General features: G+C 68.0%; 15 protein-coding genes. 5 read left to right on the top strand and 10 right to left on the bottom strand.

The genetic code is table 11. The features are described from left to right. Positions 1 to 20: 20 nt before the first annotated feature. The 3 genes from D0C15_RS16075 to D0C15_RS16065 are packed head-to-tail and all read right to left on the bottom strand — an operon-like array spanning position 21 to position 2,258. Positions 21 to 809 (bottom strand): ABC transporter permease, encoded by a 789-nt coding sequence (locus D0C15_RS16075; protein WP_116046013.1) that lies wholly within the window; start codon positions 807 to 809, stop codon positions 21 to 23. Beyond that, positions 806 to 1,738 (bottom strand): ABC transporter ATP-binding protein, encoded by a 933-nt coding sequence (locus tag D0C15_RS16070; protein ID WP_116046011.1) that lies wholly within the window; start codon positions 1,736 to 1,738, stop codon positions 806 to 808. Before D0C15_RS16070 ends, D0C15_RS16075 begins: the two co-directional genes overlap by 4 nt. Further along, the gene (locus D0C15_RS16065) at positions 1,731 to 2,258 is read right to left on the bottom strand and encodes a YceI family protein (protein WP_116046009.1); all 528 of its coding nucleotides are present in this window, start codon (positions 2,256 to 2,258) and stop codon (positions 1,731 to 1,733) included. The genes D0C15_RS16070 and D0C15_RS16065 overlap by 8 nt, the downstream gene beginning before the upstream one ends. A gap of 168 nt (positions 2,259 to 2,426) precedes the next feature. Between D0C15_RS16065 and D0C15_RS16060 the strand changes: the two genes are divergently transcribed. Both D0C15_RS16060 and D0C15_RS16055 read left to right on the top strand, forming a co-directional pair. Continuing rightward, the gene (locus D0C15_RS16060) at positions 2,427 to 3,641 is read left to right on the top strand and encodes a sensor histidine kinase (protein ID WP_116046007.1); all 1,215 of its coding nucleotides are present in this window, start codon (positions 2,427 to 2,429) and stop codon (positions 3,639 to 3,641) included. Beyond that, positions 3,638 to 4,288 carry a response regulator gene (locus tag D0C15_RS16055; RefSeq protein WP_116046005.1) on the top strand — a complete coding sequence of 217 codons (651 nt, stop codon included), beginning with the start codon at positions 3,638 to 3,640 and terminating at the stop codon, positions 4,286 to 4,288. Before D0C15_RS16060 ends, D0C15_RS16055 begins: the two co-directional genes overlap by 4 nt. A gap of 3 nt (positions 4,289 to 4,291) precedes the next feature. Here the strand turns inward: D0C15_RS16055 and D0C15_RS16050 are convergent, their stop codons facing one another. Continuing rightward, positions 4,292 to 5,479, bottom strand: a complete 1,188-nt coding sequence (locus D0C15_RS16050; RefSeq protein WP_245975857.1) for an ROK family transcriptional regulator — start codon at positions 5,477 to 5,479, stop codon at positions 4,292 to 4,294. Positions 5,480 to 5,592: 113 nt separating this feature from the next. Between D0C15_RS16050 and D0C15_RS16045 the strand changes: the two genes are divergently transcribed. From D0C15_RS16045 to D0C15_RS16035, 3 genes are all read left to right on the top strand, one after another. Next, positions 5,593 to 6,696 (top strand): ABC transporter ATP-binding protein, encoded by a 1,104-nt coding sequence (locus D0C15_RS16045; RefSeq protein ID WP_116046002.1) that lies wholly within the window; start codon positions 5,593 to 5,595, stop codon positions 6,694 to 6,696. Positions 6,697 to 6,740: 44 nt separating this feature from the next. Continuing rightward, positions 6,741 to 7,166, top strand: coding sequence for an SgcJ/EcaC family oxidoreductase (locus D0C15_RS16040; protein ID WP_116046000.1), 426 nt, complete (start codon positions 6,741 to 6,743; stop codon positions 7,164 to 7,166). 248 nt (positions 7,167 to 7,414) lie between these two features. Continuing rightward, positions 7,415 to 7,933 carry a vitamin K epoxide reductase family protein gene (locus tag D0C15_RS16035; protein ID WP_116045998.1) on the top strand — a complete coding sequence of 173 codons (519 nt, stop codon included), beginning with the start codon at positions 7,415 to 7,417 and terminating at the stop codon, positions 7,931 to 7,933. 6 nt (positions 7,934 to 7,939) lie between these two features. On the opposite strand, the gene D0C15_RS16030 is transcribed toward D0C15_RS16035, so the two are convergent. The 6 genes from D0C15_RS16030 to D0C15_RS16005 all read right to left on the bottom strand — a co-directional run bounded on the left by D0C15_RS16030 (position 7,940) and on the right by D0C15_RS16005 (position 12,841). Then, positions 7,940 to 8,356: a hypothetical protein gene (locus tag D0C15_RS16030; RefSeq protein WP_116046068.1), complete on the bottom strand. Its 417-nt coding sequence runs from the start codon at positions 8,354 to 8,356 to the stop codon at positions 7,940 to 7,942. Positions 8,357 to 8,387: 31 nt separating this feature from the next. After that, entirely contained in the window at positions 8,388 to 9,122 is a 735-nt protein-coding gene (locus D0C15_RS16025) for a Crp/Fnr family transcriptional regulator (RefSeq protein WP_116045996.1), read from the bottom strand. 94 nt (positions 9,123 to 9,216) lie between these two features. Then, positions 9,217 to 10,494 (bottom strand): NRAMP family divalent metal transporter, encoded by a 1,278-nt coding sequence (locus D0C15_RS16020; protein WP_116045994.1) that lies wholly within the window; start codon positions 10,492 to 10,494, stop codon positions 9,217 to 9,219. A 91-nt stretch (positions 10,495 to 10,585) separates the two neighbouring features. Next, complete coding sequence (locus tag D0C15_RS16015) at positions 10,586 to 11,452, bottom strand: 5-oxoprolinase subunit C family protein (RefSeq protein ID WP_116046066.1); 867 nt, start codon at positions 11,450 to 11,452, stop codon at positions 10,586 to 10,588. A gap of 5 nt (positions 11,453 to 11,457) precedes the next feature. Continuing rightward, entirely contained in the window at positions 11,458 to 12,069 is a 612-nt protein-coding gene (locus D0C15_RS16010; RefSeq protein ID WP_116045992.1) for a 5-oxoprolinase subunit B family protein, read from the bottom strand. Continuing rightward, positions 12,047 to 12,841: a LamB/YcsF family protein gene (locus D0C15_RS16005; protein ID WP_116045990.1), complete on the bottom strand. Its 795-nt coding sequence runs from the start codon at positions 12,839 to 12,841 to the stop codon at positions 12,047 to 12,049. Before D0C15_RS16005 ends, D0C15_RS16010 begins: the two co-directional genes overlap by 23 nt. Positions 12,842 to 12,847 lie beyond the last annotated feature (6 nt).

The raw sequence follows: 12,847 nt of genomic DNA, 5'->3' as shown, positions 1-12,847 counted from the left end.
ACTAACCATCCTACCCGAACTCATCGCGGCCGCGGGTCCCATCGGAACCGGCGAATGGCGATCACCGCCCCCACGACGCCCCAGCCGAACAGCACGCCGAGACTGGACCAGGCGAATCCAGTGCCGTGGGCGAAGGCGCCGAGCAGGGCCTCGTTGAACGGCCGCACCGGTAGCGCAGCGGAGACCGTCCGCAGCAGCTCGGACTCGACCGGCAGGTAGGTGCCGGAGACGAACAGCAGCGGGAACAGGACGAACTGCACGACCGCGGGGGCGGCCTCGGCGTTGCGGATCAATGCGGACACCGCGACCCCGAGCGCGCAGAAACCTGCCGCACCGAGCACGAGCACCACGGCGATCGCGAACCAGCGCGACGGACCCGGCAACGGCACACCGAAGAGTCCGCCCAGCCCGACGATCAGCAAGACGGTCACCGCGCTCACCAGTACGCAGTGCGCCAGCAGGCCGGCGAAGTACGTCCATGCCGGTAGCGGCGTTGCACGCAACCGCTTGAGAATCCCGTCCTGACGGCGAGCCGAGAGGACAACGGCCAACTGGCTGTAGCAGGAGCCAAGCACCGAAAGTCCGGCGATCGTGCAGACGTAGTACTGCATCGCCGAAAGCCCCGCGAAGAACGAGGTGGCGCCGACGTCGCCGAACAACAGGCCGAAGACCGCGGTGATCACGACCGGGAAGAGGAACGTGAAGAACACGCTCTGCGGATTGCGCCAGAAGGACAACTGCTCGTAGCGGATCTGGTGCCACAGCAAGGCCAGATCGTGCCGGCGCGAGTGGCGGACGACTGTGGTCATCGGACGCTCCTTCGCATCCCGTGCTCCGGCACGTCGTGGCCGGTGAGACGCAGGTAGACGTCCTCGAGGCTCGGGCGGTCGACCGTGAGCCGGTCGAGCACCGCCGCGCGCCGCAGTGCCCAGCCGGTCAAGTGGTGCAAGGTCTCGGTCGGCTCCTCGGTCTCCACGGTGACCAGCCCTTCGGCGTAGGTGGCCGCGAAGGGCAGCTCACCGAGCACACAGTCGCGCGGCAACGCGAAACGAACGCGAGCACGAGCGTTGTCCCGGCCACCGAGAGCCGAAGGGGCCCCCTCGGACACGATCCGTCCGTCGGCGATCACCGCCACCCGGTCGGCCAGTTCCTGCGCCTCCTCCATGTAATGCGTGGTCAGCAGGATGGTCGTACCCGCATCCCGCAGGTTCCGCACGAGCTGCCAGGCACTGCGGCGCGCGTTCGGATCGAAACCGGTCGTCGGCTCGTCGAGGAACAGCAGGTTCGGGTTTCCGATCATGCCCAACGCGAGATCGAGGCGCCGCTTCTGCCCGCCGGACAGTGTCCGGACCTTGCGTCGCCGCAGTTCCGTGAGGCCGACCAGCCCGAGAACCTCGTCGACATCGCGCGGCCAGCGGTAGTACCCCGCGTTGCGCGCGACCGTCTCGCGGACGGTCAGGTAGGGCTCAACCGCGATGTCCTGCAGCACCAGCCCGATGCGTTCGCGCAGCTCCCGCCCAGCTGCCCGCTCGCCTGGATCCATCCCGAGCACGCCGACCCTGCCCGCGTCCCTGTCCCGGAAACCCTCGAGGATCTCCAGCGTGGTGGACTTTCCCGCGCCGTTCGGCCCGAGCAACGCGAAGATTTCCCCTTGCTCGACCGTGAAACTCACTCCGCGCACCGCCTGAACGGTCCCGTAATCCTTACGCAGACCGACCACTTCCACGGCGTCAGGCATGTGTCGTCTCGCGTACCGCCCTGATCTCCAGCATCAGGTTCAGGTGCCGCCCGGCCAGACCGCGGGCCGCGGTCACGCCGAACTCGGTCCGGTCGACGCGTGCCGTGGCGCGAGCGGTGAACGTATCCCGCAACGCATCGAGTTCACCGACCGAAAGGACGATCCGCCGGGTGGTACCGCATGCGGTGAGCGCGCCGGTGACGGTGGTCTCACCGACCAGTTCGGATTCGAAGGACAGCAGCGGAAACCGTCCCGTGTCGAGGAAACGCGCCGACCTGACATCGGTGTCCCTTCGCTCGTTGCCGGTGTGAAAGCTTTCCGCGTCCACCTCGACGCGAACCGCCGAACCCGGCGCCTCAGCTGCGACGTCCACCGTCCCGTTCCGGATCCTGAAGCTGCCGCGTACCGGCAGGAGTCCAAATAGGTGTCTGCCCGCGAACGTGATGACCGACCTGCTCGTGTCGATCTCGTAGCGCCCCGGCAGGGGCGCGCCTGTGCTGTGCTTCTGGTTGGCTGTCATGGGACAATTGCACGACAGGCGTGAGGCCGCGCGGCAGGGTGAGCGGTCGGTTTCCGGACCGACGAAATGACCGCTGGAATCGGCACCGTGCAACTTTCGTAGGGTCCGTACCCGGCCGATGGTCTCGTCGGCCATCCCGGACGCCCGTGCATGCCATACCGTGTCCGCATGCGAGATCGGCCGTGGCACTGCCGGCACTGGTTTGCCGTCGATGTGGGCGTCGCCGCGTTCTTCCTCCTGCTCGACACCTGGCTGACACTGGCGGGAGCGTCGTGGTGGCCTGCCGATCCCGATACGCCTGCCTGGATCCTGCTGGGCATCCAAGCCGCGGCTTGTTCCACACTGGCCGTTCGCAGGCTCGCCCCGCTCACCGTCCTCACTGTCCTCGCCGGATTCACGCTCCTGGTGACGTTGTCGATCTCCCCGTTCGGCGTGCTGACACCGGCACACGATGCGAACCTGTGGGCTCCGTTCGCGACGGTGGTAGCCGCCTACGGCCCGTTCTTCTACGGCCGGACCAGGCAGGACCGCCGCACCGCGCTGATCGCGCTCGCGGTCCTCACCATCGTTGTCGCGCGCCCGTGGGAACCGTCGCTGATGGTCATCATGATCGGGGTGCTCCGCACGGCGCTCGGTCCGCTACTGGCGTTGTACTTCGATGCGCGCAGGCGACTCGTGCTGGCGTTGACCGAACGCGCCGAACGAGCCGAGCGGGAACGGCATCTGCTCGCGGAACAGGCTCGGACCGAGGAACGGGCACGACTCGCGGGCGAGATGCACGACGTCGTGACCCATCGGGTGAGCTTGATGGTGCTGCAGGCCGGTGCCCTGCGGATCACGACGACCGAGGAGACCACCAAACAGGCCGCGGAGGAATTGCGGGCGGCCGGCTGCCAGGCGCTGGACGAACTGCGCGACCTGATCGGCATTTTGCGGACGAAAACGGAAGGCGAGCAGACACCGCTGGCGGCGGGGCTCGCGGCGCTGGCGGCGGAGTCGACGGCCATCGGTACACCTGCCGAGCTTCGTGAACAGGGGGATCGCTCGCTCGCCTCGCCGGTGGTCGCGCGCACGGCATACCGCATAGTCCGGGAGGCATTGACGAACGTCCGCAAACACGCGCCAGGCGCTCGCGTGACCGTGCGGGTCGAATACCACGAGACGCGGGTAAGGGTCACGGTCCACAACACACCGCCGGCCGGGGAGCCCAGTGACTCTCTTGTGGGCACCGGCTCCGGCTTGGGCCTGGACCACCTCCGGCAACGCATCGAACTCGTGCACGGCACACTGCATGCGGGACCGACGCCGGACGGCGGCTTCGGTGTCGAGGCCACCATGCCCGCATATGTGCCGACGGCGGAGTCGGTTGGAGTGATCCCGTGATCCGAGTGATCGTCGTCGACGACGAGCCGATGGTGTGCGTCTTCCTGCGGACGATCCTCGGCTCAGCGGAGGACATCGAGGTGGTCGGCGAAGCTCACGACGGCGCCGCGGGTGTCGAGGAGGTCGCCCGGCATCGCCCGGATGTCGTGCTCATGGATCTACGTATGCCCGGTGTCGACGGGCTGACGGCGATCGAGCGCATCGGCGAGATGGCAAGCCCGCCCACCATCGTGGTGCTGACGACGTTCGACGCGGACCAGTACGTACTGCGTGCGCTGCGCGCAGGCGCTGCCGGGTTCCTGGTCAAGTCCACACCTCCGGAGGACCTGATCGGGTTGGTGCGCGTCGCCGCTGAAGGACACACCGTGCTCTCGGCGGCCGCCACTCGCCGGTTGGTCGCGGCCTCGACCGAAAAGCAGCCGGCCCGCGACCGCGCACGAGGTCTACTCGAATCGCTGACCGAGCGCGAAGTCCAGGTGCTGGCATTGATCGGGGAGGGGCTTTCGAACGCGCACATCGCGGGCCGGCTGCACCTCTCGGAAGCCACCATCAAGGGCTATGTGTCCCGGATGCTCGACAAACTCGGCTGCCTCAACCGCACGCAGGCCGGGCTCATCGCCCACGACGCGGGCATCGTCGGCCGGTAGTGCCTACGCTCCGTCCAGCCAGCCGAGCGGGTCGTCGACGATTCCGGCGAGGGCGCTCCAGGCGGCTCCCTGCAACGCGGTGTCCGGCCGTGCCGTACCCAACCGCAACCGCGGGTTGACGTGCTGTTCGGCAATCCGTTTGCCGAGCGGTTCCAGCAGGGCGTCACCCAGCGCCGCCAGCCTGCCGCCAATCACGACCACGGCGGGGCCGAGTACGGCCAGCGGCGCCGCGAGCGCGTCGCCCAGGGCGCGCGCGGCCCCGGCCGTCGCCGCGGCAGCCGCCCGATCACCGCCGTGCAGACGGTCGGCGAAGGGTTCCAGGCCGGACAGCAGCCTGGGCAGCGCGGTCTCCGGCTCGCCGATCGCCCTCGCCATGGCCGACCTGCCCGCATACAGCTCCAGGCAGCCGGACCGGCCGCATACGCACGCCCGTCCGCGCGCGCGGACGGGCACGTGCCCGAATGCGCCGAGCGCACCGGTACGGGAAACTCCCCCGCTGACGAGCACCGCGCCGACCTCGGCCTCCCCGCCGACGTACAGCACGTCCTCACCGCTGTGCCCGCATTCGACGTCCGCGGAGAACAACACCGGCGCGCCGAGCCGCACGTCGATACCCAGCGCGCCGATCGCCTCGAGTTCACCGGCGACCAGTTGGCGAACGTCGACGGCTGGCCAGTCGAGATTGGGTACTGAACGCACCAGCAACTGGCCGTCCCTGTCCCTTGAGTACAGCGCTGGCAGTGATACGCCGATGCCGGCGACGAGCTGGCCCGAGGTGGTCGCATGGTCGAAGAGCCTGCGCAGCACCGGCCGAGCAGCCCTGATCGCCTCGGCAGGCGACAACGACCTGGTATCCGTGCGGCGCAGTTCGCGCCTGCGTATCCGCCCGGAGAGGTCCACCACGCATCCCGCCACGTGATCGACCTCCACCTGGAAGCCGATCCCGACGGGGCCGAGCGGATCGGGTGCGACCCGGCTCGCGGGCCTGCCCGGCCCCCCGTGCCTGGTCACCCCCAGGTCGTGCACAAGACCGTTGTCGATCAGTTCGGCGACGAGGTTCGTGACGGTGACCTTTGTCAGGCCGGCGAGGTCCGCCAGCTCGACCCGCGTGACCGGACTCGAATCGCAGATGAGCCGCAGCAACAGGGCGAGGTTGTGCCTGCGAATCCCCCTGCCTCCCACGCCCGTCATAATCGGCCTCTCGCCTGGTTAGTAAAGACAGTAGCTTAATTATATCTATCCCTCGAGAAGGCAGCCGGGTAGACAGAGCACACCTGCACGATCGAGGAAAGGTTGCGAGCGGCATGGCCAAGGTCACGTACCAGTCGGCGTCCCGGATTTTCCCCTCAACTCCCCCGGTCCGTGCCGTGGACAAGCTGGACCTCGACGTCGCCGACGGGGAGTTCCTCGTGCTGGTCGGCCCGTCCGGTTCGGGCAAGTCGACCGCGCTGCGGATGCTGGCGGGACTCGAGGACGTCGACGAGGGTTCCATCCTCATCGACGACCGAGATGTCACCAACGCTCCACCGAAGGACCGCGACATCGCGATGGTGTTCCAGTCCTACGCGCTCTACCCGCATATGACCGTCGCCGAGAACATGGGCTTCGCCCTGAAACTCAAGCGGGTCGCCAAGACGGACATCGCCGCACGCGTCGAGCACGCCGCGAAGCTGCTGGACCTGACCAACTACCTCGATCGCAAGCCGAAGGCGCTGTCGGGCGGTCAGCGGCAGCGGGTGGCCATGGGCCGGGCGATCGTCCGCGAACCCGCCGTGTTCCTGATGGACGAACCACTGTCCAACCTGGACGCCAAGCTGCGAGTCGAGACCCGCGCGAACATCGCCGCACTACAGGAGCGGCTCGGCACCACCACCATCTACGTCACCCACGACCAGGTCGAGGCCATGACGATGGGGCACAGGGTCGCGGTACTCAAGGACGGGCTGCTGCAGCAGTGCGACACACCGCGGGGGCTCTACGACCAGCCGAAGAACGCGTTCGTCGCAGGCTTCATGGGCTCGCCGAGCATGAACCTCGAGACCGTTCCGCTGACCGCCGACGGTGCGCAGATGGACGGCCTGACGATTCCGGTCTCCCGTGCCGCCCTCGCCGATGCGCAGCGAGCCGGGCTGGAGAGTGTCACGGTGGGGCTCCGGCCGGAGGCCCTGAGGCTGGCCGCACCCGACGAGCCCGCGATGAAGCTGAGCGTCAAACTCGTCGAGGAACTCGGCGCCGACGCCTACGTGCACGGATCCGTCCAGCTCGGTCAGCGGTCGGCGAAGTTCGTCGTGCGGGCCGAAACCCGTCAACCGCCGCGGCTCGACGAGGTCGTCAGCGTCACCGTCAGGAACGCGGCTGAGGACGTGCACCTGTTCAACCCGGAGACCGGCGAGCGACTGTCCTCCTGAACGGCCTTGACCTCGACTTAGCTCGAGGTTCGATAGTGGTCCGTATGGACGCGACACAGCTCGAAGAACAGGACCGCTCGACCGAGGTCGAGAGCATCGAGCAGGTGGTGGCAGCACTCCAGCACGCCCAGCAGAACGAACTCGTCGAGGAGTTCGTCGGCCTGTTCAGGGCGGACGCGATCTGGACGACCGCGCACGGCAAGCGGCTGACCGGCCGGGACGAGATCTCGGAGTTCACCGCGAAGGTTCTGCCCGGAGCCATGGCCGGCTTGACGCCGTCCTACGAGGTCGTGCACGTGCTGTTCATCCGTCCCGATGTGGCCGCGGTCAAGGTGCGTCAGCGTTACTTCACCGGTGACGGGGCTCCGGTGACCGAACAGCCGGAAGGCACCCCGCTGTACGTACTGGCCAAGGAAGAAGGCAGGTGGCGCCTGGTCGCAGGCCAGAACACCCAGGTGCTCAGCTCCTGAAAGTTCCCCAATGTGGCATTCGGGTACTTCAACGTCCCCAATGTGGCATTCGGGAACTCCAACGTCCCCAATGCCACCACCGGTGGGCCCCCGGCGGCACCCTCGGTCTCGTAACCGGCGTTCAGCACGGGAGTCATGGTCGGATCGGGAGACAGCTTCACGCGCTGATCCTGTTACCGCCGGGGAATACCACTCGGCGGGCGGGGTACCCGGGGCGGATACCCGACGACGAGGAGGGCAACGATCCCATGCGCGTAGGCAGGCAGAGCACCCCCGAGGCGGAATCGCTGAGCAGGCAGTTCCGCCTCGGCGCCGGTTCCGGACTGACCAGGCAGCGGGCCACGGTGGCCGCCGCGCTGACCGCTACAGCGGCGTTGGGTGTGGTGAGCTGCTATCAGCTCGGGCTGCTCCGCCACCTACCGGATCCACCACTGTCGCTCTTCGACTCCGACACCGTGGACGCATCCGGTGAGGCCTACGTCCTCGGCCACACTCCGGACGGTGTGGCCGGCGCCGCCAGTGCCGCGGCCACTGCCGCGCTGGCCGCGCTCGGCGGAGCAGGCACCCAGCGCCCTCGGTTCCTGCGGGTGCTGACAGCGGTGAAGGCCGCGGGCGACGCGACCGGCGCGGCTCTGCTGTTCGTCGAGCAGTTGCAGACTCACCGCAGGTTGTGCTTCTGGTGCACTCTCGCCAGCGCGGCGCACCTGGCCACGGTGCCGCTCACCGTCCCGGACGCACTTCGCCGCCGCGAGCTCGCTTCGGGCTGACCCGGTTCACCGGCGCGCGAGGTCCGCCTCGACGGCGGCCAGTGCCTGCGCCGGTTCCGCGTCACGGACCAGGACGAGACCATCGCACACCAGTGCGCAGGCCGAGGTCGCGGCGTTGCACTGGCGCAACGCCGCTGGGATGGACAAGCCGCGCCGTCGCGCGTCTCGCCAGATCGCGGGCAGTACCCACGCCGTGTTGCGCGGATCCACGACGACGAGCTCCAACTCGTCCTCCGTGTACCGCTCACGCAGCGCCCGGTACACGGCGCCGACCCGCTCCATATCGCTACGGCAGTGCGCGTACGGATCTTCGCCGTTCCCGCCCAGCGTGCCCAGCGCCTCACTGTCCAGCCTGCCGCAGCAGCCCGAACCGCCCATCTGCTGGTCCCACTGCCGCACCAGCACCACTCTGTGCAGCGGCACGGTCCTCACCTCCGCATTCGAGCGCATGGACTCACTCTGCCGTGTCGAGCAGCGCCGAGGAGTCGACGAGGTGGATCGCGGCGTAACCCACGGAGATCAGCCCCCGCCGCTCGAAGTCCTTGAGGATCTTGTTCAGTGAGGGCCGCTGCACGCCGAGCATCGCGGCGAGGGTGCGTTGCGGCAGGAGCACGTCCTCGTCCACGGCCTCGTCCAGCAGCAGACGGGCGACCTGTGCGGTCAGGGAACGGCCGAGCAAGCCGATGATCCGGCCCTGACTCGTCGCCAGCCGTTGCGCCACGCTGGAGAGCCACCGGCGCGCGAGCCTGCTTTCGGACAGGAGCTGTTCGAACCCCTCGACCGTCAGGGACAGCACGACCGAATCGTCCACGGCTCTGGCGGTGTACGGAAAGGGCATGTCCAGCAGGTGCTGGATATCGCCATCGACATCACCCGGCCGAAGTACCTGAACCACCGCGCGGCGCCTGCCCGAACCGGCCGAAAGCTCCACCCGGCCACGCTGCACGATCCATACGCCCTCGGTGGCCGCACCACCACGGAACAGCACTTCGCCACGCTCATAGGTCCGGCTGTGCAAGGTGGCGGCGAGTGCGCTGACGTCGTCCTGGCTCAACGGGGCCGTATCCCCCCTGCCGACGCAGCGCGCCACCCAGGCTGCCTGGCGGATCGCGTCCTCCGCCGGTCTTCCCGATCCGAGCAGCCGTATCGTCTGCTCCATCGCAGCACCCGGCAGTCTTGACAAAGCCATGTCCTCATCGTGCCAGGGAAACCGCCGTTCGGCGCATTCCGGCCAGAAAGACTGTCAGTGAGATGACAGAGTTCGCTTCTTGTCGCGCATGGGATCAGCTCCAGAGCTTCGCGATTCCGCTGAGGGCGCTCCAGCCCAGGTACAGCGTCAGCAACCAGGCAGCCGTGCCGATCACCAGTAGCCAGCGCGGATAGCGGTAGCCGCGGAGCAGGTCCCTGCGGCGATAGGCGACGTACATCAGCACACCGAAGCCGACCGGCAGGATCAGGCCGTTGAGCGCACCGGCGAGGATCAGCAGTTTCGTCGGCGCCTGGTCGACGATCAGGAAGACCGTCACGGCGACCGCGATGAAGCCGACCACGAGCCAGTTCTGCCGCCGTTTGAGTGCCGGCGAGAAGCTGACGATGAACGACACCGAGGTGTAGGAGGCACCGACGACGGACGTGATGCCCGCGCCCCAGAGAATCATGCCGAAGATCCGCAGGCCGACCTCGCCGGCCGCCGACTCGAAAGCCTGCGCCGCGGGGTTCTCCCCGGTGAGCGTGACACCGCCGACGACGACTCCGAGAATCGCCAGGAACAGCACGGCACGCATGACTCCGGTGACCAGCAACGAAACCACCGCGCTACGGCTCACGTCCCGAATCTGCTCAGGGCCGGTGATTCCGGCGTCCACGAGACGGTGGGCGCCCGCGTAGGTGATGTATCCGCCGACCGTCCCGCCGATCAGCGTTGTGATGACGAGGAAGTTGATGTCGTCGGGAATGACGGCTTGGCGCATCGCCTCGCCGACGGGTGGGCTGGAGACGATCGCGACGTACAGCGTCAGAACGACCATGACGACGCCGAGGACGACCACGATGCGATCCATCGCGATCCCCGCTCGCCTGCTCAGGAAGATGCCGATCGCGATAGCCGCGGACACGGCACCGCCGATCTTGACGTCCAGCCCCAGCAGCGCATCGAGGCCGAGTGACGCACCGGCGACGTTGCCGATGTTGAAGACCAGTCCGCCGAACACGACGAGCACGGCCATCAGTACGCCGAGACCCGGCAGCACGCGGTTGCCCAGTTCCTGCGCCCGCAAGCCGGAGATTCCGATGACCCGCCAGACGTTGAGCTGAACCGCGATGTCGATGATGATCGACAACAGGATCGCGAACGCGAACGCCGCCCCCAACTGCACGGTGAACGTCGTCGTCTGCGCGATGAAGCCCGGCCCGATGGCGCTGGTGGCCATCAGGAAGACAGCGCCGAGCAGGGTGCCTCGCTTGGCGCCCTGCACCACTGTGCCCGTACCCGCCGCCGCTTCCGGCGCGGGCGTTGTCTGAGGAGCTTCCGACGGATCGCCGCTGTTGAGCTTCTCGGTCATTGTCACTCCGATCGCGTGGCGTGAAAGAGCAAAGTATCGAATTGTTCAACAATCCTGCAAGACCCTTGTGCAACGATTTTGTCGTCCACTGTCAGTTCCGGGTCCCGCTGAACCGGATTCGCATGCCAGGCCGTGCCTGTGCCGCCTTGTCCACGTCCGTGGCCACGACGACGGCGACCACCGGGTAACCGCCGGTCACCGGGTGATCGGCGAGAAAGAGGGTCAGCCGGCCGGACGGCGGAACCTGCAGTGCACCCGCCACCATTCCCTCGCTGGGCAACTCCGCGTCGTTGGTGCGAATCAGAGCGGGCCCGTCGAGGCGGATACCGATGCGATTGCTCTCCGGGGTCACGGTGTACGGCTCGCTCAGCAGAGTTACCAATGCCGAACGTTCGAACCAGTCGTCACGTGGTCCCGGCACCACGGTGAGGATCAGGTCGTCCTCGGGCAGGTTCGCCACCGGCGCGAAACCGATCGCCGGCAACGGTCCCGTCGGAGTCTCGATGGGCAGCAGAACACCAGGACGCAGGCACTCGGGACCCAGCCCGGAAAGCAGGTCGGTCGCCCGCGATCCCAGCACCGGCCGTACGTCGATTCCCCCGCGCACCGCGAGGTAACTGCGCAGACCGCGAACTGGTGGACCCAGCCGGAGTACCGCTCCCGCCCTCAGCCGCAGCAGCGAGTTGATCGCTTCGACACGATCGTCCACTGTGACCGGACAACTTGCTCCGGTCACGGCCACGGTGACGTCGTGGCGGGCGCGCACCACGAGACCACCGAAGGTCACCTCCACGGCAGCCGCCGCTTCCTGGTTGCCCACCAGCCTGTTCGCGAGCCGGAACGAGCCGCGGTCAGCCGCGCCGGAAGTACCCACCCCCATGTCCGCGTAACCGCTGCGGCCCAGATCCTGCACTGTCGCCAGTGGACCTGTCTCGATCACCTCGAGGGCGTTCCCCATCAGGTTCACACCACTTCCACGAAGCGAACCCGTACGCCGGGACGCAACAGCGCGGGCGGCTCCCGATCGGCGTTCCAGATCTCGAGCTCGGTACGGCCGATGAGCTGCCAGCCCCCGGGCGACTCACGCGGATAGATCCCGCTGAACTCCCCCGCGAGCGCCACGGCGCCCGGCGGCACCCTCGTGCGCGACTCGCCTCGCCGAGGCACCGCGAGCCGGGCGGAACCGCCTGTCAGATAGCCGAAACCGGGTGCGAAACCGCCGAAGCTCACCGTCCACTCGGTACCGGTGTGCTCGGCGACGACCTGCCGTTCGCTCAGGCCGGTGAGCCGGGCGACGTCCGGCAGGTCGACGCCGTCATAGCGCACGGGAACCCGCAGCAGTTCCGGCTCGTGACGCTTTCCGTCCCCGAACGGGGTAGACCGGACCGAGCGTTCGACCTCCGCCAGATCCGCATGCGACGGGTCCACGCGCAGCAACAACGTTCGTGCGGCGGGTACCAGGTCGGTCACGCCCTCCGGCAACTCCTCGACCAGCGCCGCGTGCAGGGCACGCACGGTGTCCGTGTCACCGAGTTCGACGAGCAACCCCGAATCAGCGCAACGGAGTACGCGCATCACTGATCGCCTCTCCCCCGGCCGGCAGGAACGCGGCCAGTCGCACACCGGCGTCGAGCAAGCGAGCCCGCACCGCTCTCGCGATCTCCACCGCCCGGCTGTTGTCCCCATGTACACAGACCGAGTCGGCGCGCACGGTGATCCAACTGCCGTCGACGGCTTCGATCGGCTCACCGTGGGCCAGCCGGACACACCGCTGCGCGATCAGTTCCGGATCGTGCAGCACGGCCCCAGGCTCCCGTCGTGAGGCCAGGCTGCCGTCGGGCAGATAGGCACGATCGGCGAAGGCTTCGTGAAAGACCGCGAGACCCGCCTCCTCGGCGGCGGTCAGCCACGCCGATCCCGTCTGCCCGAGCACCGCGAGTCCGGGGTCGTACTGCCGGACCGCCTCGACGACCGCCGCGGCCTGACTCGCGTTGCCGCCGATCGCGTTGTACAGAGCGCCATGCGGCTTGACATAGCCGACCTCGGCGCCGGACACCCGGGCGATCCCGGCAAGCGCGCCGATCTGGTAGATCACCTCGTCGGTCAACTCCGCAGGATCGACGTCCAGGAACCGACGCCCGAATCCGGCGAGGTCGCGGTAGCCGACATGGGCGCCGATCGCGACACCGTTCTCGACGGCGAGTCCGCATGCCCTGCGCATCACCCGTGGGTCGCCCGCATGGAACCCGCAGGCCACGTTCGCACTCGTCACCGTGCGCAGTAGCAGCGCGTCGTCGCCGAGTTCCCATCTGCCGAATCCTTCGGCCAGGTCCGCGTTGAGATCCACCGGTCC

The organism is Amycolatopsis palatopharyngis, from assembly GCF_003385185.1.
Lineage (GTDB): Bacteria > Actinomycetota > Actinomycetes > Mycobacteriales > Pseudonocardiaceae > Amycolatopsis > Amycolatopsis palatopharyngis.
Note: the sequence above shows the minus strand (reverse complement) of the source record. Positions and strands in the feature narration are given on the sequence as shown.

Excerpts from the sequence above, each read along its gene's own strand:
- D0C15_RS16010 (WP_116045992.1), bottom strand. The coding sequence starts at position 12,069 with ATGCGCGTACTCCGTTGCGCTGATTCGGGGTTGCTCGTCGAACTCGGT.
- D0C15_RS16075 (WP_116046013.1), bottom strand. The coding sequence starts at position 809 with ATGACCACAGTCGTCCGCCACTCGCGCCGGCACGATCTGGCCTTGCTG.
- D0C15_RS16070 (WP_116046011.1), bottom strand. The coding sequence starts at position 1,738 with ATGCCTGACGCCGTGGAAGTGGTCGGTCTGCGTAAGGATTACGGGACC.
- D0C15_RS16025 (WP_116045996.1), bottom strand. The coding sequence starts at position 9,122 with ATGGCTTTGTCAAGACTGCCGGGTGCTGCGATGGAGCAGACGATACGG.
- D0C15_RS16040 (WP_116046000.1), top strand. The coding sequence starts at position 6,741 with ATGGACGCGACACAGCTCGAAGAACAGGACCGCTCGACCGAGGTCGAG.
- D0C15_RS16050 (WP_245975857.1), bottom strand. The coding sequence starts at position 5,479 with ATGACGGGCGTGGGAGGCAGGGGGATTCGCAGGCACAACCTCGCCCTG.
- D0C15_RS16035 (WP_116045998.1), top strand. The coding sequence starts at position 7,415 with ATGCGCGTAGGCAGGCAGAGCACCCCCGAGGCGGAATCGCTGAGCAGG.
- D0C15_RS16065 (WP_116046009.1), bottom strand. The coding sequence starts at position 2,258 with ATGACAGCCAACCAGAAGCACAGCACAGGCGCGCCCCTGCCGGGGCGC.
- D0C15_RS16020 (WP_116045994.1), bottom strand. The coding sequence starts at position 10,494 with ATGACCGAGAAGCTCAACAGCGGCGATCCGTCGGAAGCTCCTCAGACA.
- D0C15_RS16015 (WP_116046066.1), bottom strand. The coding sequence starts at position 11,452 with ATGGGGAACGCCCTCGAGGTGATCGAGACAGGTCCACTGGCGACAGTG.
- D0C15_RS16045 (WP_116046002.1), top strand. The coding sequence starts at position 5,593 with ATGGCCAAGGTCACGTACCAGTCGGCGTCCCGGATTTTCCCCTCAACT.
- D0C15_RS16060 (WP_116046007.1), top strand. The coding sequence starts at position 2,427 with ATGCGAGATCGGCCGTGGCACTGCCGGCACTGGTTTGCCGTCGATGTG.